The sequence below is a fragment of the Anaerotalea alkaliphila genome, from assembly GCF_010179735.1.
GTDB lineage: Bacteria > Bacillota > Clostridia > Lachnospirales > Vallitaleaceae > Anaerotalea > Anaerotalea alkaliphila.
Genome location: NZ_JAAEEH010000023.1, coordinates 1 through 16828 on the forward strand (window position 1 = coordinate 1; position 16828 = coordinate 16828).

A 16828-nucleotide genomic window follows, 5' to 3' on the forward strand; every position below is an offset into this window, starting at 1 on the left:
AGTGGTTAAGAAATTTTAGCACTAAAAAATAATGTGAAGTAAGTGACTCTGTAAAGATTGAAAAGCATCGATTTTTAACGGTGCTTTTCTTTTTACTCAACATTATCACTTACTTTCCATAAAACGCGTAATGTTTAGCTTCGCATAAGGCCTATGCAAAGAAAGCCCTGGATGAGAGTGGTGGTGATGCGCCATGATGATAAGTGTATAACTTGGCCAATTACTGTGGACAACTACAAAATTAACGAGCGGTATCAACAGCATTTCTCAAGATGGGGAGTGCTTTTTCTATGCCCAAAAAGGAGGTCGATTTGATGGATAAATTTTGGCGCTGGGTGGTGAATGAAGCTGAAGAGTCTCCTGTGAGAACCCTGCATCTTGAAGGTTATATTGCAGAGTCTTCTTGGTTTGATGACGACATCACCCCTAAACAATTCAAGACAGAGCTTTATGATAGTGGTCCGTCGGCGGATGACATTGTTGTAAAGATACACTCACCAGGTGGTGACACCTTTGCTGCTGCACAGATTTACAACATGCTGAAAGAGTATCCCGGTAAAGTTAGTGTCCATGTGGATGGTCTTGCAGCAAGTGCTGCTTCAGTCATTGCCATGGCAGGAGATGAGGTGTGTGTTTCTCCGCTGTCAGTGTTTATGATTCATAACCCAGCCATGCTTATTGCTGGTGAGGTGGCGGATCTACAGGTGGGGATTAACCTGCTAAGTGAAGTGAAGGAGAGTATTATCAATGCCTATCAGACAAAGACGGGACTTTCCAGAGCGAAAATAGCACACATGATGGACGCTGAAACCTGGATGAGTGCCCACAAAGCCATCGAGCTTAAGTTTGCCGACAAGATTCTCTATGAATCAGAGCCGGTAGATGAGGGTGCTGGTGGTTTTATCTTTGACCAGATGACAGTGACAAACGCTCTAAGAAATAAACTCCCTGGTATTCAGGCGAGGATGAAGTACCTTAAGGCGCATGTTGATGATGGTGGTAAAACAAAGGAGCCGGAAAAGAGTGCAGATCCTGAAACACAAGGTGAAGACGATTTGAAGGATCCTGACAATTCAGTAAACCAGATCCCTATTGCCCAGCTGGAAAGACGGCTGGAGCTGATTAAAAATTGGAGGTAATGAATATGAGTAAAATTCAAGAACTAAGAGAGAAACGTGCCAAGGTTTGGGAGCAGACGAAAGTATTCCTTGATGAACATCGTCAGGAAAATGGTCTAATCAAACCAGAAGACAATGCAGTTTATGAAAAGATGGAGGATGAAGTGGTCAGCCTGGGTAAGGAAATCGAGCGCCTTGAGCGTCAGGAAATGATGGACAGAGAGCTTTCAGCCGCCATCACAAGACCCCTAGCTTCCAGACCTGAGAAGATGACCGAAGAAAAAACAGGTAGAGCGTCCGATGCCTATAAGAGTGCATTTTGGGGTGCCATGAGAAACAAGATGAACCCTTCCGTTCAAAACGCTCTGCAGATTGGTACAGATTCAGAAGGTGGCTTCCTTGTACCGGATGAATATGAGAACCAACTGATTCAGGCACTTCAGGAAGCTAATGTCCTTAGAAATCTTTGTAACGTGATCACGACCAGCTATGGGGATAGAAAGATTCCTGTGGTGGCAAGTCACGGATCCGCAGCATGGATGGATGAAGAGGGTGCTTTTGCAGAGAGTGATGACGCCTTCACTCAGGTGACCTTGTCCGCCTACAAACTTGGAACCATGCTGAAAGTATCTGATGAGCTTCTTAATGACAGCTACTTCGACCTTGAGGCTTATATCGCAGCTGAGTTTGCAAGAAGAATCGGGGCGGCTGAAGAGGAAGGTTTCATTACAGGTAACGGTACTGCAAAGCCTACAGGGCTTCTAAATGCTACAGGTGGTGCAAGCCTTGGTGTTACGGCAGCAAGTGCCACAGCTATTACCATCGATGAGGTAATGGACCTTTATCACAGCTTGAAGTCGGCCTACAGAAAGAATGCTACATTCCTAGTGAATGATGCCACCATCAAAGTCATCAGAAAGCTGAAAGATGGTCAGGGGCAGTATTTGTGGCAGCCATCCATTCAGTCAGGAGTTCCAGATACGATTCTCAATCGACCAGTGGTGACTTCTCAGTATATGCCTGCAGCCGCAGCCGGTGAAAAAACCATTCTCTTTGGAGACTTCAAGTACTACTGGATTGCAGACCGTCAGGGCAGAACCTTTAAGAGATTGAACGAACTGTATGCAGCCAATGGTCAGGTCGGTTTCCTTGTATCACAGAGACTGGATGCGAAGCTGATTCTTCCTGAAGCGATTAAGGTACTTCAGCAGAAAGCCTAAGTAATTTAACGGGAAGGTGGCCATCATAGCTGCCTTCCTTTCACTTTGATAAGGAGGGAAAAACCATGGGATATAACACGAAAAACTATACCGAGCAAGGTGGCGGTAAAACTGTCATCGGTGGTGAGCTTGCTGTAACTGCAGAAGGTAAAATCACCTTTCGTGATACGGAGTTAAAGCCTGCAGCTGTTCAAGCAGATAGTACAGCAACCGAGGTAGCTGGTCTTGTTTCTGATTTCAATGCGCTACTTGCGAAACTAAAAGCTGCTGGTCTTATGGAAAGCGAGTGATAAATGATGGCACTTCTTGAGAAGGTTAAAGCAAATCTCATTCTAACCCATAATGAGGATGATACCTTACTAGAAGGTGTACTCGCTGCCGCCATCAGTTATACCGAAAATTATCAGCATCTTGGAGAAGGCTACTACACAGATAACACCATGTCACCGGCCACCGAGCAAGGGGTCATTATGCTGGCTTCTCATTTTTATGAGAGTCGCGATGGCTCCACTGGGGGCTTTTTTAATGACAATGTCAGTGCTTCAGAGCAGGTGTGGAAGACGGTCCATCTACTTCTACGCATGGGAAAGGAATGGCAGGTCTGATGAAACGGCTATGGGTGAAGAAAAGAAGGAAACGTCAGAAAAGATGCTACCGAAAAGGCAGGCGAAAGGATCGCAGTCATGGTTATGAGGAAAAGGCAGTAAAGGCAGGTGAAGGGTATGAGTTTTGGGAAGATGAACACCCGAATCGACATCATCGATACGATTCCCATGAAGGATGATGAAGGATTCTCTTCAAAGGGAGAAGAGGTCATCGCCAGCGTTCGTGCGTATAGGGATGAAAGGCACGGTTCAAGAAAGTGGGCCAATATGGCCGCCTACACCAAAGCCAATGCAACCTTTCAGTTCAGACGGATTCCTGATGTGGTGATTGAACCTGGCATGCTCATTCGATGTGATACTGGTGAGTATAAAGTCTTAAGCGTTGAGGTTATTATGGGATTTTATTTAGAAGCAGCAACAGAAAAGATAGAAGCCACGAAGGACTAGGGGGTGATTTCATGGCACGGGGATCTTACAAAATGTTATGGAAAGCTTTTCATTACATCTGAAATGAACAGCGTCCCATAATGTAAAGTCACCTCCTTTAATGAAGAAAGAGCCTGAATATTTCATTCAAACTCTTTCCATAATATTTGAATTTACTCCTTGCCACAAAGATCGATGAGCATCTGCATCAAAGATTTATCTGCAGTCCATTGTGGAAGGTCAGCGTCAATACGTATTTGTGCGGATTCAATAGATTTTCGCCGCATCTCAGTATCAGCTTTTGCGTAAACTTCGGTTGTTTCAACGTGTACATGCCCTAAAAAATCCCGAATGTAAATCATATTAACCCCAGCCTGGAGTAAATGCATTGCTTTTGAATGTCTCAAGACATGTGGTGAAATATGTTTAGGCAGTTCAGGATTAAGAATTCTGGCCGCGTCACAATATTTTTTTAGAATATATGCTACTCCTGCTCTACTAAGCTTATGACGTTGATGGTTTTGGAACAGTGGATAATCACCCCTACCATTAGCTGTTAACCCTTGTTCAGTAATATATTCTGTGAGTAGTAATGCTGTGCTTTCCATAATTGGAACAGCGCGGGTCTTTTGACCTTTACCAGTTAATTTAACGGTGTATGGTTTTTGTGTTCGCACATCGCTGACTTGTATATCGCAGATTTCCTGAACACGTGCTCCCGAATCGTACATTAAACTCAAAAGTGCTCTGTCACGCCTTCCATATGAATTTCTTGCATTTGTCTGAGTAATAACTGCACTAACCAACTCTGGTGACAAGTGGGCCAATAGTGGAGCGGGTTTCTTTTTAAAGCGTAATCCGAGAATTTTTTGATGCTCGAAAACATACTCAGGTTTTCGTAAACTCGCATACCTCGCAAATGCTCTTATTGCAGAGAGTCTAATGTTTCGAGTAGACACACTACATCCTCGGTCATGCTCCAGCCAAGTAAGAAACTCAGAGACGAACTCAGCAGTGAAGTCATTTAGTGTGATTTTTTCAGGATTTAAGTTATGGTGTTCTGCTGAAAAAGACAGTATCAGTTTGAAAGTGTCACGGTATGACATTATCGTATTTTGGGAAAGTCCTGCTTCCCCGGGAAGATACATTGTTAGGTATACTGACAAGCATTCCGCAAAATCGGTAGTTTTCATTTGACAACGACCTCCATTCCAGGAATGATGTATCCGTATTTTTCTTGCATAAGTGCAGAGATTTCAGGATAAACTTCTGCGGTCATTCGTAAATACTGTTCAGTAGCGCTTATGTGTTCATGTCCGAGATATTCCCTAAGGTATGGTAGTGCTGTTGTGATGTCATCACCATTCGCTGTCCATTTTTGTAAGCAATGAACTGCGAAGGTGTGGCGAAAATCGTGAACTCTTGGCCCTTTACCTCGACCACCATGATGGATTTGAGCTTGTAATAGTAATCTGCGAAAAGTAGAGTAAACCGAACGATTTCCATAATAGCCTCCATCGCGTGAAGGTAAGAACCAATCATCCGTGTCATCAATCAATCTCGTTTTGGAATACTTTGCACAAACTGTTGTTAACTCTTCAGACATCGGGACATAGCGACTTTTCCCAAACTTGCTGTCCTGGATAGTAAGTATACCTGATTGTAAATCAACATCCTTTCCTCGAAGATGAGTAGCTTCTGATAGACGCAGACCACAACAATACAAAAGTCGGAATAAAACAGGCATAACTAAATGCCTACGAGGAGCACTTGTTTTTGCGAATGGTTGCATAGAATCAACAGCATTAAAGAATCGATTAATTTCTTCATGTGTAAAGATATATGGTACAAAGCTCTTATGCAGTTTTCCAAGTTCAGAGCTTGAAGGGATATATGCGGCATACCCCATACGAATCATGTATTCTGCAAACTGACGTATAATCGAAAATCGGTGGTAGCGAGTACGATCTGATTCCATCGGTCTTGGAGAAATCCACGCTTTTACAACTTCCTCCGTAAGTGTTTCTGAGGGGATATTGTAGTTTTCTGAGAACCGACTAAATTCGCTGAGCCTTTCATCTTCAGATCTGTATTCATATCCAACTGCACGTTTTTCAATGATGAATGCTTTGCATATTTGGGCAAGCACACCGCTGTATGTGCATTCCGGTGGTTTATGAGAATTATTCAAATTCCATCACCTCCGGTAACGAAAGTGTACATTTTCGCAAGCCTTCAACATCAACTTTTAGATAAGGTGTTGTGGAAGAACAGCTTACATGTCCCATAATATCTGAAACTTCAGGAAGCGGTGTTCCTTGCTCCAATAGCCTTCGAGCAAATCCGTGTCGTAGTGAATGAACTCCCTTTGTAGTTCCAGAAGGCTTAGTTATTCCACACAAGCGAGTGTATTTCGTTAATATGGAACTTACTGACGGGGATTTTAGTTTTCTATATGGTGCATTTGCGGTTAGAAATACCAAATCGCTTTCAACAGTGGGGCGCGCATATCTTAAATAATCAATAATAGCCCATCCCACATCATCACAAAGGGGGTGAATTAATCTTTTTCCCGTTTTGTATTGCACTAGGTCTATCTCATTGCGATCCCATTTTAGTGATTCAAGCTTTAATCCAGCGATATCTGAACTCCTAAGTCCAAGTTGTACTGCCAAAAGAATCACTGCATAATCACGTTTACCTACAGGGCTTGTGCGATCAATGCTTCTCATCAAGAGTTCAATTTCATTTTTTTCCCAAAGTGCGGGAATAGTTAGATTTTGTTTCACACTCACTTTTGGAATGCATGAAGACCAGTCCTTAGTGCAGTAACTGTTACGAAAAAGAAAACGAAAATAATTTTTTAACGTGGAAAGCATCTGTTGAACTGATGTTGGCGCACAACCTTGTAATGAAAGCGTATAGTCAGAAATTAACTTTGCTGATACATCCGATATACCACAGAGGCCACGAAACCCCATAAAATCATAAAACCTTTTGATGTTGTGCTTCCGTAATGCTTTAGTGGACTCACGGTGATCGGCAGTCTGAACACCATTCAAGTAGGCATTGACAATTCTTCTATCGTTAAGATACCAGTCGGTTTCTTTATGTGATGACCATTGCCTACGAAAAGCTCCAAACAATTGCATTTCACCCAATCTTCGAACGCAGCGGACGGCTTCTAGTACTCTGTCCGGTGTTCTTACGGGATAATGTGCTGGGTAGTTGAATTTTTCTGAAAGATATCGCACTCCGATTTCTTCAGAGAAAATATCTTGATTGGTGGTTTCAAGAACGTATTCTAAAAACCGCCGACAGTCTTTCTTAACATGCCTTATCAATGACTTGCTGTAGTCAAGTCGTTCCATTTCTACAATAAAGGCATCGATAAGCGCAGTTAGAGTTAAATTTTTTTCCATGATTTTTCCTCCCTTAATAGATTAGAAGTCAAATAGACTCACTAATAATTATACGGGATTATGGAAAGAAATTTTTCTGTAAAGCTTGATGGATTAACATTTAAAGGAGGTGACTTTACATTATGGGACGCTGTTCATTTAAAATGCCAGAAGATTTTCTGTTAAAAGTATCCACCTTGGCAGAGAAGACTGATGAAATCATCCCGAAGGTCCTGGAAGCTGGTGGCGAAGTGGTGAAAGCCAAAGTGAAAGCGAATCTACAGGCATCCGTTGGAACCGATACAAAGCTTCCGTCAAGAGCGACAGGAGAGCTAATCGACGCGCTAGGTGTTACGCCGGCTGGTGTGGATCGAGACGGGAATTACAATGTTAAGGTGGGTTTTGATGAACCTAGAAAAGACGGAGAGTCAAATGCTAAGATTGCCAATATCTTAGAGTATGGAAAGTCTGGTCAGCCCGCTAAACCATTCTTAAAACCAGCCAAAACAGCCAGTCGAAATGCCTGTATTGAAACAATGAAAAGAAAGCTGGATGAAGAGATTAGCAAAATCTAAAGATAAGGAGGGCGAGCGAAATGTATAACAGTATTTTGAAAGATATAGGCGAGGTCCTTGAGCCTTTGGGGATTCCCATTGAAACAGGTGTTTTTAGTAAAAAGGCTCCGGATGAATATCTGGTCCTAATTCCTATGAGCGATATCTTCGATCATTATGCTGATGATCTGCCAAGTGCAGAACTACAGGAAGTTCGTCTCTCCTTGTTCTCTAAAGGCAACTATCAGGCTAGAAAAAATGAAGTGGTTAGTGTTTTGCTTGGAGCAGGCTTTATTATAACGGACAGAAGGTATCTCGGATATGAAGAAGATACTGGTTTTCACCACTTCGCCATTGATGTGGCGAAAGAATATGAAGTGATTATTTAGCTGATTTAAATTTAGCTATTTTGAAGGAGGAATAAGACATGGCAACAATTGGATTGGATAGTCTATACTACGCCAAGATCACTGAAGATGAAAATGGCATCGAAATCTATGGTACACCCAAAGTCCTGGCAAAAGCCATGACAGCAGAACTGAGTGTGGAGCTGATTGAAGCAATTCTTTATGCAGATGACGGTGCGTCTGAAGTTGTCAAGGAATTCAAAAGCGGCGCACTGACCCTTGGCATTGATGACATTGGATCGGTGGTAGCGCAAGATCTTACGGGATGCAAAATTGACAGCAATAATGTTGTGGTATCAAGAAGTGAAGATGGAGGAAGTCCGGTGGCCATCGGGTTTCGTGCAAAGAAGTCCAATGGGCGCTATAGATATTTTTGGCTTTACAGAGTTATCTTCAGCGTTCCAGCTACTAGCCTTGCGACCAAAGGTGATTCCATTACCTTTAGTAGTCCCACCATAGAGGGAACGGTCTTTAGACGAAACAAACTGGATGGGGAGAACAAACACCCATGGAAAGCCGAAGTCACCGAAGGAGATAGCGGTGTTGCGCCATCTACTATTTCCGGGTGGTTTACAACTGTGTATGAACCGGACTTTACTCCGGTAACACCGGCGATTACCATCACGACTCAGCCCGCAGCTTTAACAGAAGTGACCGCCGGCAGCATTACGGGAAGTCTATCTGTGGTGGCAAGCTCCAATACCTCGAATCCGGTTACTTATCAGTGGTATGAGAACAGCATCAATAGTTCTTCAGGCGGAACACTTATTAATGGAGAAACTTCAGCAAGCTTTGATATTCCAACGGATCTGCTTGCAGACACTTATTACTATTACTGTGTACTTAGCTCAAGTGGAGCAGATAATGTAACCACTGAGGTAGCAACAGTAATCGTATCGTAATGGAGGTAGATGAATATGGTAGATGAAAGTGTAAAACTGACTGAAGCAGCAGAAGATAGAAGCGCAATTATTAATGTAGGTGGCACAGAGTTCAAAATGATTCTCACAACAAAAGCAACAAAGGCAATTGCTGGACGTTATGGCGGTCTTGAAAATCTGGGCGAGAAACTGATGAAAACAGAAAACTTTGAAATGGCACTGGATGAGGTGGTGTGGCTTATTACACTTCTAGCCAATCAGTCTATTCAGATTCACAATATCAGGAATAAGGACAATAAAAAAGAGCTTCTCACAGAGGAAGAAGTGGAGCTTCTTACAACGCCTTTTGATCTGGCAAGCTACAAGAACGCCATCATGGCCAGTATGATGAAGGGAACTAAAAGAAACGTGGAGAGTGAAGACTCAAAAAACGAGGTAGTCGGGTAAGTGACGATGAACTATTTACCCGGCTGATCTACTTTGGCACAGCCCACCTTAACAGAATAGAAGATGAGGTGTGGCTGATGCCTATTGGATACCTGATGGACCTTTGGGAATGTCACAAGCAGTTTATTGGGATTGCAAAGCCGAAGCTAAATCTATCGATCGACGATGTGATTCCATCGTGGCTATAGGTGTCATATTTGTGCGTATATAAGGCAAAGTATACGAGCGGCTCTGACATAAGAATACCAACACTTATTTTGATTTATATGCTAAAATAGTAATTAATATTAGCATAAATGTCAAAATGGGGTGAATAACAATGACAGGCATGGATAAGTTAAAAAATCTGATTGAAGAACATGATGGAATTATCTCTTCAAAATTGGTTGAAGAGAATAATATCCATCGTGAATATCTTAGACAAATGGTCCTTAATGGCGAATTAGAACGAGCAGCTCGTGGAGTGTACATCCTACCTGAAGTGTTAGAGGATGAAATGTTAATTCTTCAGTTGAAAAACACTAGAATCATCTATTCTCACGAATCAGCGTTGCTATTACATGATCTAACAGACAGAGTACCCTTTCAGCACGTTGCCACAGTTCCTTATGGATATAATCCAACTCGCTTAAAAGCAGAGGGCTTGCTGGTTCACACTGTTAAAAAGGATCTTATTGACGTGGGAATCTGCAGCAAAAAAACAATATTCGGAAATGAGGTCAAGACTTATGATGTAGAGAGGACCATTTGTGATATTTTTAAAGATCGAAACAACCAGGATATTGAAATTGTTCTTGATGCTTTAAAAAGATATTTTAGAAGGAAGGATAGAGACCTAAACAAACTAATGAAATATGCTGAACTGCTGAAGATCAAGAATATTCTAATGCCTTATTTGCGAGCGCTTATCTAGATGTTTTTATAAAACTAATGAAAAATTAGAGAAATGCTTTTATAAAAATTTCAATTAAATTTGCATAAAAGCATTTTAATTTGCCTAAAAAATAAATAATTTGCATAAAGAATTGATATTTGCATAAAATTATAGTATGATTGGAGGTGAGAAGGAGGGGTTTGGATGTTAGAAGAAGAATTGGTCCAATTAGTTAATGAAATCACTTCTGAGAAATGTGAAAAACAGCATATAGAACTAAAAAAGGCATTAGGTGGTACACCAACTAAGCTTTATGATACGTTATCTAGCTTTTCTAATCAGATTGGCGGCGGGATTATCATATTTGGAATTGATGAAGATTCTGGTTACAAGGTGGTAGGTGTTTATGATGCCCAAGACCTTCAAAAGAAAGTAGTAGAACAATCGTTACAAATGGAGCCTGTCGTTAGGCCTCTGTTTACAGTAGCAACAGTTGAAGGAAAGAGAGTCGTAAGTGCAGAGATTTCAGAGTGTGACATTTACGATAAGCCTTGCTTTTATAAAGGGGCTGGAAGGCTAAGAGGATCTTACATTCGTGTGGGCGATTCTGATCAACCTATGACAGAATACGAAATATATAGTTATGAAGCCTTTAAGCGAAGAATCCATGATGAACTTCGTACTGTTGATCGGGCAACAATGTCTTATTTGAAAAAAGACAATATGACTGAGTATCTATTAAAATTACGCAGGCAAAAAAATAATCTCGCTAATCTTGAGGATCAACGAATTCTGGAAACCCAAGGTATAAGTCAAGATGGCTTACCAACTTTGGCTGGACTCATGCTTCTTGGTGAATACCCACAAGAGTTTTTTCCACAACTAAGCGTTACTGCGATGGTAGTGCAGGGAAAAGAGATGGGTGAACTTGGTGATGATGGAGAGCGATTTGTAGACAATAAACGAATCGATGGAACCATATCTCAGATGCTTGAAAGTACATTGGCTTTTGTCCGAAGGAATATGAAAGTCAAAACGATCGTTACAGAAGAGGGTACTAGGGCTGATAAGCCAGAATATCCTATTAAGGCTGTTAGAGAAATTATATTGAATGCACTTATACACAGAGATTACAGTGTTCATACAGAGCGTTCACCGATTAGATTAATCATGTATGAGGATAGGCTGGAATTAGAAAACCCTGGGGGACTGTATGGTAGAATTACTATTGACGATTTAGGAAAAGCAGCAGCTGATACAAGAAACCCATACTTAGCAGGTGCATTAGAAATTATGATTGATACTGAGAATCGATTTTCTGGGATTCCGACTGTTATAGCTGAACTTAATAAGGCTAATATGCCTGCTCCTGTATTTATAGATAGGCGCGGTGTATTTAAGGTGATTTTCTATAAAAAGACAATTGCCCAGGATGAAAATTCTGACCTTGAGCAGGAAATTCTAGACTATTGTAGGACGCCAAGGACAAGAGAAGAACTCGCTGATAAGTTTGGGTTTGAAGCACCTAGTTATTTTATCAAAACATATGTTCATCCATTAATTGATGCGGATAAAATCAAAATGACCTTGCCGGATAAACCAAAGAGTAAATATCAGAAGTATTATTCATGAAGAAAAAATAAGAGTAAGGAACAATGGATATTAATTTCAATCAGCATTTTTAAGACACTTCAAATGAGGTGTCTTTTTTCATGCCCTGAAGGAGGTGAGGCACTATGGCAGGTGATAGCAATTTTGGCCTGAAAATAGGGGTTGAAGGGGAAAAGGAGTTCAAGAATAGCCTTCGTGAAATCAACAGAGATTTCAAAGTGCTAGGTTCTGAGATGAAGCTGGTCACATCCCAGTTTGATAAACAGGATAAATCGCTACAGGCAGTGACGGCAAGAAATGAAGTCTTAAATAAAGAGATCGATGCCCAGAAAAACAAAATAGGAACCCTGGAAGCCGCCCTTAAAAATGCTGCCGAATCCTTCGGGGAAAATGATAAACGGACAAAAGCCTGGCAGATTCAGCTAAACAATGCCAATGCTGATCTTAACAAAATGGAGCGGGAGCTTGATGACAACAACAAGGCTTTGGATCAGGCTAGTGATGGGTTTGATGATGCTGGTAAAGAAGCGGATAAGTTTGGAGATGAGATTAAAGACTCTGCAAAAATAGCAGATGATTCTGGCGGTAAGTTTGAAAAGCTAGGTTCGGTCATGAAGGGTGTAGCTGCAGGGATTGGTGTGGCCATGGCGGCCATTGGGACTGCTGCTGTCACCGCAGGTAAAAAGCTCTATGATATGGCCAATGAGGCAGCGGCAGCTGGTGATGAGATAGATAAAGCCAGTCAGCGAATCGGTCTATCCAGAAAAGGTTATCAAGAGTGGGACTATGTCCTTTCACAAAATGGTGCCAGTATCTCCTCCCTGGAAAATGGCATGAAGAAGCTTAACAATACCGTGGACGATGCCATTAATGGTAGTTCTTCTGCCACCGAGAAGTTTCAGCGTCTTGGTATATCTATGGCAGACCTTCAAGGGAAATCTCGAGAAGAAGTTTTTGAGATGACCATAAAAGGTCTTCAGGGCATTTCAGATGAAGGTGAAAAAGCAGCCATTGCCAACGACCTTTTAGGAAATGCTTCGGTGGAGTTATCCGCTCTTTTAAACCAGACCGCTGATAGTACAGAGGATTTGAAGAATAAAGCCAGCGAGCTTGGTTTGGTGATGAGTGATGAATCGGTGGATGCAGCAGTGAATTATACCGATGCCATGGATAATCTCACTCGCTCCTTTGCAGGTGTGAAAAACAACATCACCTCACAGCTTCTACCGGGGTTCACCATGGTGTTAGATGGACTTACAGGACTGATTACGGGACAAGAGGGAGCCGCAGAGCAGCTAAAAGAAGGCGCCAAAGAGACAGTTGAACAGATCGCCATCATTCTTCCTCAAATCCTGGAAGTGGTCACAGGGCTTATTTCAGCCATTGCAGAAGTGGCTCCAGATCTAATCATAGCCCTTGTGAATGGAATTTTGGATAACCTACCTACTCTCATTGAAGCAGCTACCAATATCATCATGACCATAGTGGGTGGACTGATTGAAGCTTTACCACAGATTACTGAAGGAGCGCTTCAACTGGTTCTAACCTTGGTAGAGGGTATCATTGCCAATTTACCGGCTCTTGTGGAAGCAGCCCTTGTCATGATTGTGACTTTGGCAACTGGCCTTGGGGATGCCCTACCAGAGCTGATTCCTTCTATTGTAGAAGCAGTGATTCTTATTGCCACAACATTAATCAACAATCTGGATTTGGTACTGGATGCAGCTTTTCAGATTATCAGTGGTTTGGCACAGGGTATTTTAAACGCGCTACCTACATTGATGCAAGCCTTACCACAAATCATCAATAGCATCATTACTTTCATCACAACCAATCTACCAAAGATCATCGAGATGGGTGTAAATCTGACGGTTCAATTGGCAGCTGGACTCATTCGTGCCATCCCTCAATTAGTGGCACAGCTACCTCAAATTATTACAGCAATCGTTACGGGTTTAGCCAGGGCTATTCCAGCCATGATGGATGTTGGTAAGAATATTGCGCGAGGACTGTGGGATGGTATCTCTTCTATGATTGGTTGGCTGAAAGGCAAAGTGGATAGTATGGTCGGTGGCATTGTTAAAGGGGTCAAAGGCGTACTTGGCATTCGCTCACCTTCAAAAGTCTTTGCTGGTATTGGTGCCAACATGAGTGAAGGTATCGGAGAAGGTTTCACTGAGGCTATGAGCGGGGTTGAAAAAGACATTCAGGGCGCTATCCCTACAGACTTTGATTTGGATCTGAACTCTCAAGTTTCTGGAAGTTTGGGTGGGTCTGAAGGTGCAGTCTTTGATGTGACCATCCCACTTACCATCGATGGCAACATCTTAACCCGTGTCATAGCTCAACTTCAGTGGAATCAAAACACCGTTACCGTCAGAAACCTTGGAGTAGCAGGATCATAAAACAGAGAGGAGGGATGAGCCTTGATTGAAATCTATGCGGGTAGTACTTTGCTTCAAAGCATCAAAAAAGTGATGAGTGCCAATGTCAGAGAAACCTTGGAAGGGGAATATACTCTTTCATTTACGGTGCTGGCAAAATCAGCACTGGCACTAAAGGTTAAACAGATCGCCAAGCTGGATGATCAGTATTTTGAAATCGTTCAGATATCAAAGAGTCTTCAGGGCAGCCTTCCCATCTGTTCAGTGATCTGCGAGCACGTCTCTTATATCCTAAACCATGAGATGTATAACATCACAGAGTTTGATTTCACCGGGGATCCGGCTGCGGGACTTGCTCAGGTTCTTTCAGGTACACCATTTAATGTGGGGATTGTAGATTTCACAGAGAGTGTCACTATGAAGATCAATCAGGAAGTTTCAAGAAGGGCTGCCCTGATGCAGTACATTGCCATCCTTGGTGGCGAGATTGAGTACGATGGTTACAACATCAACATTCGAAGTCACAGGGGAAGTACCGACTATATTCCGGTGATGGATTCAAAGAATGTCACCAACGTGGCGGTATCCCATGATTCCAGGGAGAATGCATCTTCTTATGACATCTCATTCTTTAAGCTTTTGAACCTTGCAGTGGGAGATAATGTGCAGATTGTGTTTAGTTCCCTAGGAATCAATGTGAAGACGAGAATCATTTCCCTGGAATACAATCCATTCTACCGGTACAACATCCGGGTGGAAGTTGGGAGGTATAGACCTAGTATTTCTGACACCTTTTACCGAATAGAAAGTTCTTTAAATAATGTGGGAAGCTCGGTGGATGACATTCAAAACCAGGTGAATGACCTGGGGGTATCCTATACCATCGTCTCAAATCTTGTTGTGACAGAAACCACCATTGATGTGACCTACACCGTGGAAAAGGGCGATACCCATCAATATCATGCCCAGTATCAATACACCACCGACAGTGGGGGGCGTATCACAAGCATCACACTGGATAATATTTTCTCGGAGCTTCTATTAAAGGAAGTGTCCACTTTAACAGTGGATATGATGAGTTTTTATATTGAATATGCTGACGGAACAACAGCAACATACAACTACACCGTGGATAGCGGTGGACGAATTACCAGCGTCACGAAAGTATAAAGGAGGGCTGAATCCATGAGCTATGATCATATTTTCAATAATACCCTGGCCATCTGGACAGCCTTTGGTGGCAGGGGGGAAGTTATCTTCACCATTCCGACTTTAAGCTGGACCAAGAAGTACTATAACAACTTTGGCTACACTCAGTACGGTAGTGAAAAGCAGATTAACGTTTATGATAATGGGAATGCTCAGATTGCAGTTTATTACGCTAAGACGCCTTACATGTCTTACTGGAACAAGACCACAAAGCAATGGACCGTTGTCAGCGTTCCTTGGTGGAGTCATGGCCAGCCTGAAATCCTATATGCGGCAAATGGTGTGTTTATTGCTAAGATTGTGGGCCTTGCCAATGTTATCGCTTCATTTGATGGTATCACTTGGTATAATGCTGGATATTGTCCTGGCGCCTATAATGCCATGACTTGTGGTGCTTATGATATGGCCAGAGGCTCTGGTATCGTCAGTTGGTGGTATTACAAATCACCGGTCTATTACAGCTTCGATTCCCTACAGGAAAGAACGGCATGGACCTTGGTTGGATCTGATGGAACTTCGGTACCAATATTTAAATACTTGACCACCCATAAGGGAAACTTTGTGGGCGTGGTTGGTGGAGACAAATCTATCGCAATAGCTAGTTCAGACAGTCCCGGTCTTTGGACCACGACCATACCTGAGGATGTGAATGACACCCGGTATATGTTTATCCGCTCTGTAAATGACGTCCTCTTTGTGATGAAGTTCAACTACACGAATGTGGGCGGCGATTTCACATACTATGTGAAGCTCTGTGTCCTGAATGATGATGCCACTGAGATTACAGAGACCAATCTTTCATGGGTAGGAGACCTGGCCAATAACAACATCCCAAATCCACGAAACATCATCTGGATGGAGGATTGGGGGAAGTTTGCCCTTCTAAAAGAGAGTATGCTCTGCGTTTCCAATGATGGGCTGTATTGGGAAGGGGTAGAGCAGCCAGGTTTCACAACAAGCCAGTATGATACCTTTGACGGAGCTATCTATATTCCCGGCGATGGGTTTTATGCCAAAGCCAGTGGCTATGTGTATTATGCACCGTACTAATGAAAACTATGACGTCCTTCTCCGGGCGTCTTTTTATATACACAAATTTACGAAAGTGAGGGAAAAACAATGAGAGATATTTGGAATATTGTTCAGATGATATTTGCAGCTGTGGGCGGATGGCTGGGCTACTTTTTGGGAGGTTACGATGGGTTTTTGTATGCATTGATTGCCTTTGTAGTGATCGATTATGTTACTGGTGTTCTTTGCTCAGTTTTAGAAAAACATCTATCCAGTGATGTAGGTGCACAGGGGATTTTCAAGAAAGTGGTGATTTTTTCTCTGGTAGGGGTTGCCCACATCATTGACCAGAACATTATAGGAGATGGCAGTGCCATAAGGACGGCAGTCATTTTCTTTTATCTGTCTAATGAAGGAATCAGTATCATTGAAAATGCCACAAGACTGGGATTACCAATTCCAGAGAAGCTGAAAGACATCTTAGAGCAGCTAAAAGATGGAGGCGATAAGGATGGGAGTAAATAAAACTGAATAAACGCGTTTAATCGACACAAAAGGACAGTAAAAAGGTTTAAATGATTAAAAATGAGGTAAACTTGAGGAAAAAACTCAAGTAAAGTTGTAAAAACCTTCTCGTTGGGGTATAATAAGACTACTAACGAAATCCTAATAGAGGAGGT

The 16828-nt window shown here is 42.3% G+C and carries 17 protein-coding genes and 1 pseudogene; 15 read left to right on the top strand and 3 right to left on the bottom strand.

The features are described from left to right. The first annotated feature begins 314 nt into the window (after positions 1-314). From GXN74_RS09010 to GXN74_RS09030, 5 genes are all read left to right on the top strand, one after another. Positions 315-1139, top strand: coding sequence for a head maturation protease, ClpP-related (locus GXN74_RS09010; protein ID WP_162370604.1), 825 nt, complete (start codon positions 315-317; stop codon positions 1137-1139). Between the two features lie 5 nt (positions 1140-1144). After that, a complete protein-coding gene (locus GXN74_RS09015; RefSeq protein ID WP_162370605.1) occupies positions 1145-2338 on the top strand; it encodes a phage major capsid protein in 1194 nt (397 codons plus the stop codon). 65 nt (positions 2339-2403) lie between these two features. Continuing rightward, complete coding sequence (locus GXN74_RS09020; protein WP_162370606.1) at positions 2404-2628, top strand: head fiber protein; 225 nt, start codon at positions 2404-2406, stop codon at positions 2626-2628. 3 nt (positions 2629-2631) lie between these two features. After that, on the top strand, positions 2632-2943 hold the full coding sequence (locus GXN74_RS09025) for a head-tail connector protein (protein WP_162370607.1): 312 nt from the start codon (positions 2632-2634) through the stop codon (positions 2941-2943). Between the two features lie 117 nt (positions 2944-3060). Beyond that, entirely contained in the window at positions 3061-3390 is a 330-nt protein-coding gene (locus GXN74_RS09030) for a phage head completion protein (protein ID WP_162370608.1), read from the top strand. A gap of 152 nt (positions 3391-3542) precedes the next feature. Here GXN74_RS09030 and GXN74_RS09035 read toward each other — a convergent pair whose 3' ends face one another. Genes GXN74_RS09035 through GXN74_RS09045 form a run of 3 tightly spaced genes read right to left on the bottom strand, consistent with a single transcriptional unit; the run spans position 3543 to position 6791 of the window. Next, the gene (locus GXN74_RS09035; RefSeq protein ID WP_162370609.1) at positions 3543-4562 is read right to left on the bottom strand and encodes a site-specific integrase; all 1020 of its coding nucleotides are present in this window, start codon (positions 4560-4562) and stop codon (positions 3543-3545) included. Beyond that, positions 4559-5560 carry a tyrosine-type recombinase/integrase gene (locus GXN74_RS09040; RefSeq protein ID WP_162370610.1) on the bottom strand — a complete coding sequence of 334 codons (1002 nt, stop codon included), beginning with the start codon at positions 5558-5560 and terminating at the stop codon, positions 4559-4561. Before GXN74_RS09040 ends, GXN74_RS09035 begins: the two co-directional genes overlap by 4 nt. Beyond that, on the bottom strand, positions 5553-6791 hold the full coding sequence (locus GXN74_RS09045; RefSeq protein WP_162370611.1) for a site-specific integrase: 1239 nt from the start codon (positions 6789-6791) through the stop codon (positions 5553-5555). Before GXN74_RS09045 ends, GXN74_RS09040 begins: the two co-directional genes overlap by 8 nt. A 122-nt stretch (positions 6792-6913) precedes the next feature. On the opposite strand from GXN74_RS09045, the gene GXN74_RS09050 reads away from it, so the two are divergent. The 10 genes and pseudogenes from GXN74_RS09050 to GXN74_RS09095 all read left to right on the top strand — a co-directional run bounded on the left by GXN74_RS09050 (position 6914) and on the right by GXN74_RS09095 (position 16673). Then, entirely contained in the window at positions 6914-7345 is a 432-nt protein-coding gene (locus GXN74_RS09050) for an HK97-gp10 family putative phage morphogenesis protein (RefSeq protein WP_162370612.1), read from the top strand. 20 nt (positions 7346-7365) lie between these two features. Continuing rightward, positions 7366-7713, top strand: coding sequence for a hypothetical protein (locus GXN74_RS09055; protein WP_162370613.1), 348 nt, complete (start codon positions 7366-7368; stop codon positions 7711-7713). Between the two features lie 38 nt (positions 7714-7751). Further along, positions 7752-8327, top strand: a pseudogene (locus tag GXN74_RS09060) (major tail protein); the annotation flags it as partial. A 321-nt stretch (positions 8328-8648) separates the two neighbouring features. Then, positions 8649-9059, top strand: coding sequence for a hypothetical protein (locus GXN74_RS09065; protein ID WP_162370615.1), 411 nt, complete (start codon positions 8649-8651; stop codon positions 9057-9059). Between the two features lie 319 nt (positions 9060-9378). After that, on the top strand, positions 9379-9972 hold the full coding sequence (locus tag GXN74_RS09070; RefSeq protein WP_162370616.1) for a type IV toxin-antitoxin system AbiEi family antitoxin domain-containing protein: 594 nt from the start codon (positions 9379-9381) through the stop codon (positions 9970-9972). 165 nt (positions 9973-10137) lie between these two features. Next, the gene (locus tag GXN74_RS09075; protein ID WP_162370617.1) at positions 10138-11565 is read left to right on the top strand and encodes an ATP-binding protein; all 1428 of its coding nucleotides are present in this window, start codon (positions 10138-10140) and stop codon (positions 11563-11565) included. A 104-nt stretch (positions 11566-11669) separates the two neighbouring features. After that, positions 11670-13949: a phage tail protein gene (locus GXN74_RS09080; RefSeq protein WP_162370618.1), complete on the top strand. Its 2280-nt coding sequence runs from the start codon at positions 11670-11672 to the stop codon at positions 13947-13949. Positions 13950-13970: 21 nt separating this feature from the next. Further along, the gene (locus GXN74_RS09085; RefSeq protein ID WP_162370619.1) at positions 13971-15098 is read left to right on the top strand and encodes a prophage endopeptidase tail family protein; all 1128 of its coding nucleotides are present in this window, start codon (positions 13971-13973) and stop codon (positions 15096-15098) included. A 15-nt stretch (positions 15099-15113) separates the two neighbouring features. Next, positions 15114-16187: a hypothetical protein gene (locus GXN74_RS09090; RefSeq protein ID WP_162370620.1), complete on the top strand. Its 1074-nt coding sequence runs from the start codon at positions 15114-15116 to the stop codon at positions 16185-16187. Between the two features lie 69 nt (positions 16188-16256). Next, positions 16257-16673: a phage holin family protein gene (locus GXN74_RS09095; RefSeq protein ID WP_162370621.1), complete on the top strand. Its 417-nt coding sequence runs from the start codon at positions 16257-16259 to the stop codon at positions 16671-16673. The last annotated feature ends 155 nt before the right edge of the window (positions 16674-16828 follow it).

Coding starts and splice junctions, on each gene's coding strand:
- GXN74_RS09020 (WP_162370606.1), top strand. CDS start 2,404: ATGGGATATAACACGAAAAACTATACCGAGCAAGGTGGCGGTAAAACT.
- GXN74_RS09045 (WP_162370611.1), bottom strand. CDS start 6,791: ATGGAAAAAAATTTAACTCTAACTGCGCTTATCGATGCCTTTATTGTA.
- GXN74_RS09055 (WP_162370613.1), top strand. CDS start 7,366: ATGTATAACAGTATTTTGAAAGATATAGGCGAGGTCCTTGAGCCTTTG.
- GXN74_RS09090 (WP_162370620.1), top strand. CDS start 15,114: ATGAGCTATGATCATATTTTCAATAATACCCTGGCCATCTGGACAGCC.
- GXN74_RS09075 (WP_162370617.1), top strand. CDS start 10,138: ATGTTAGAAGAAGAATTGGTCCAATTAGTTAATGAAATCACTTCTGAG.
- GXN74_RS09025 (WP_162370607.1), top strand. CDS start 2,632: ATGATGGCACTTCTTGAGAAGGTTAAAGCAAATCTCATTCTAACCCAT.
- GXN74_RS09080 (WP_162370618.1), top strand. CDS start 11,670: ATGGCAGGTGATAGCAATTTTGGCCTGAAAATAGGGGTTGAAGGGGAA.
- GXN74_RS09010 (WP_162370604.1), top strand. CDS start 315: ATGGATAAATTTTGGCGCTGGGTGGTGAATGAAGCTGAAGAGTCTCCT.
- GXN74_RS09030 (WP_162370608.1), top strand. CDS start 3,061: ATGAGTTTTGGGAAGATGAACACCCGAATCGACATCATCGATACGATT.
- GXN74_RS09065 (WP_162370615.1), top strand. CDS start 8,649: ATGGTAGATGAAAGTGTAAAACTGACTGAAGCAGCAGAAGATAGAAGC.
- GXN74_RS09035 (WP_162370609.1), bottom strand. CDS start 4,562: ATGAAAACTACCGATTTTGCGGAATGCTTGTCAGTATACCTAACAATG.
- GXN74_RS09095 (WP_162370621.1), top strand. CDS start 16,257: ATGAGAGATATTTGGAATATTGTTCAGATGATATTTGCAGCTGTGGGC.
- GXN74_RS09050 (WP_162370612.1), top strand. CDS start 6,914: ATGGGACGCTGTTCATTTAAAATGCCAGAAGATTTTCTGTTAAAAGTA.
- GXN74_RS09015 (WP_162370605.1), top strand. CDS start 1,145: ATGAGTAAAATTCAAGAACTAAGAGAGAAACGTGCCAAGGTTTGGGAG.
- GXN74_RS09070 (WP_162370616.1), top strand. CDS start 9,379: ATGACAGGCATGGATAAGTTAAAAAATCTGATTGAAGAACATGATGGA.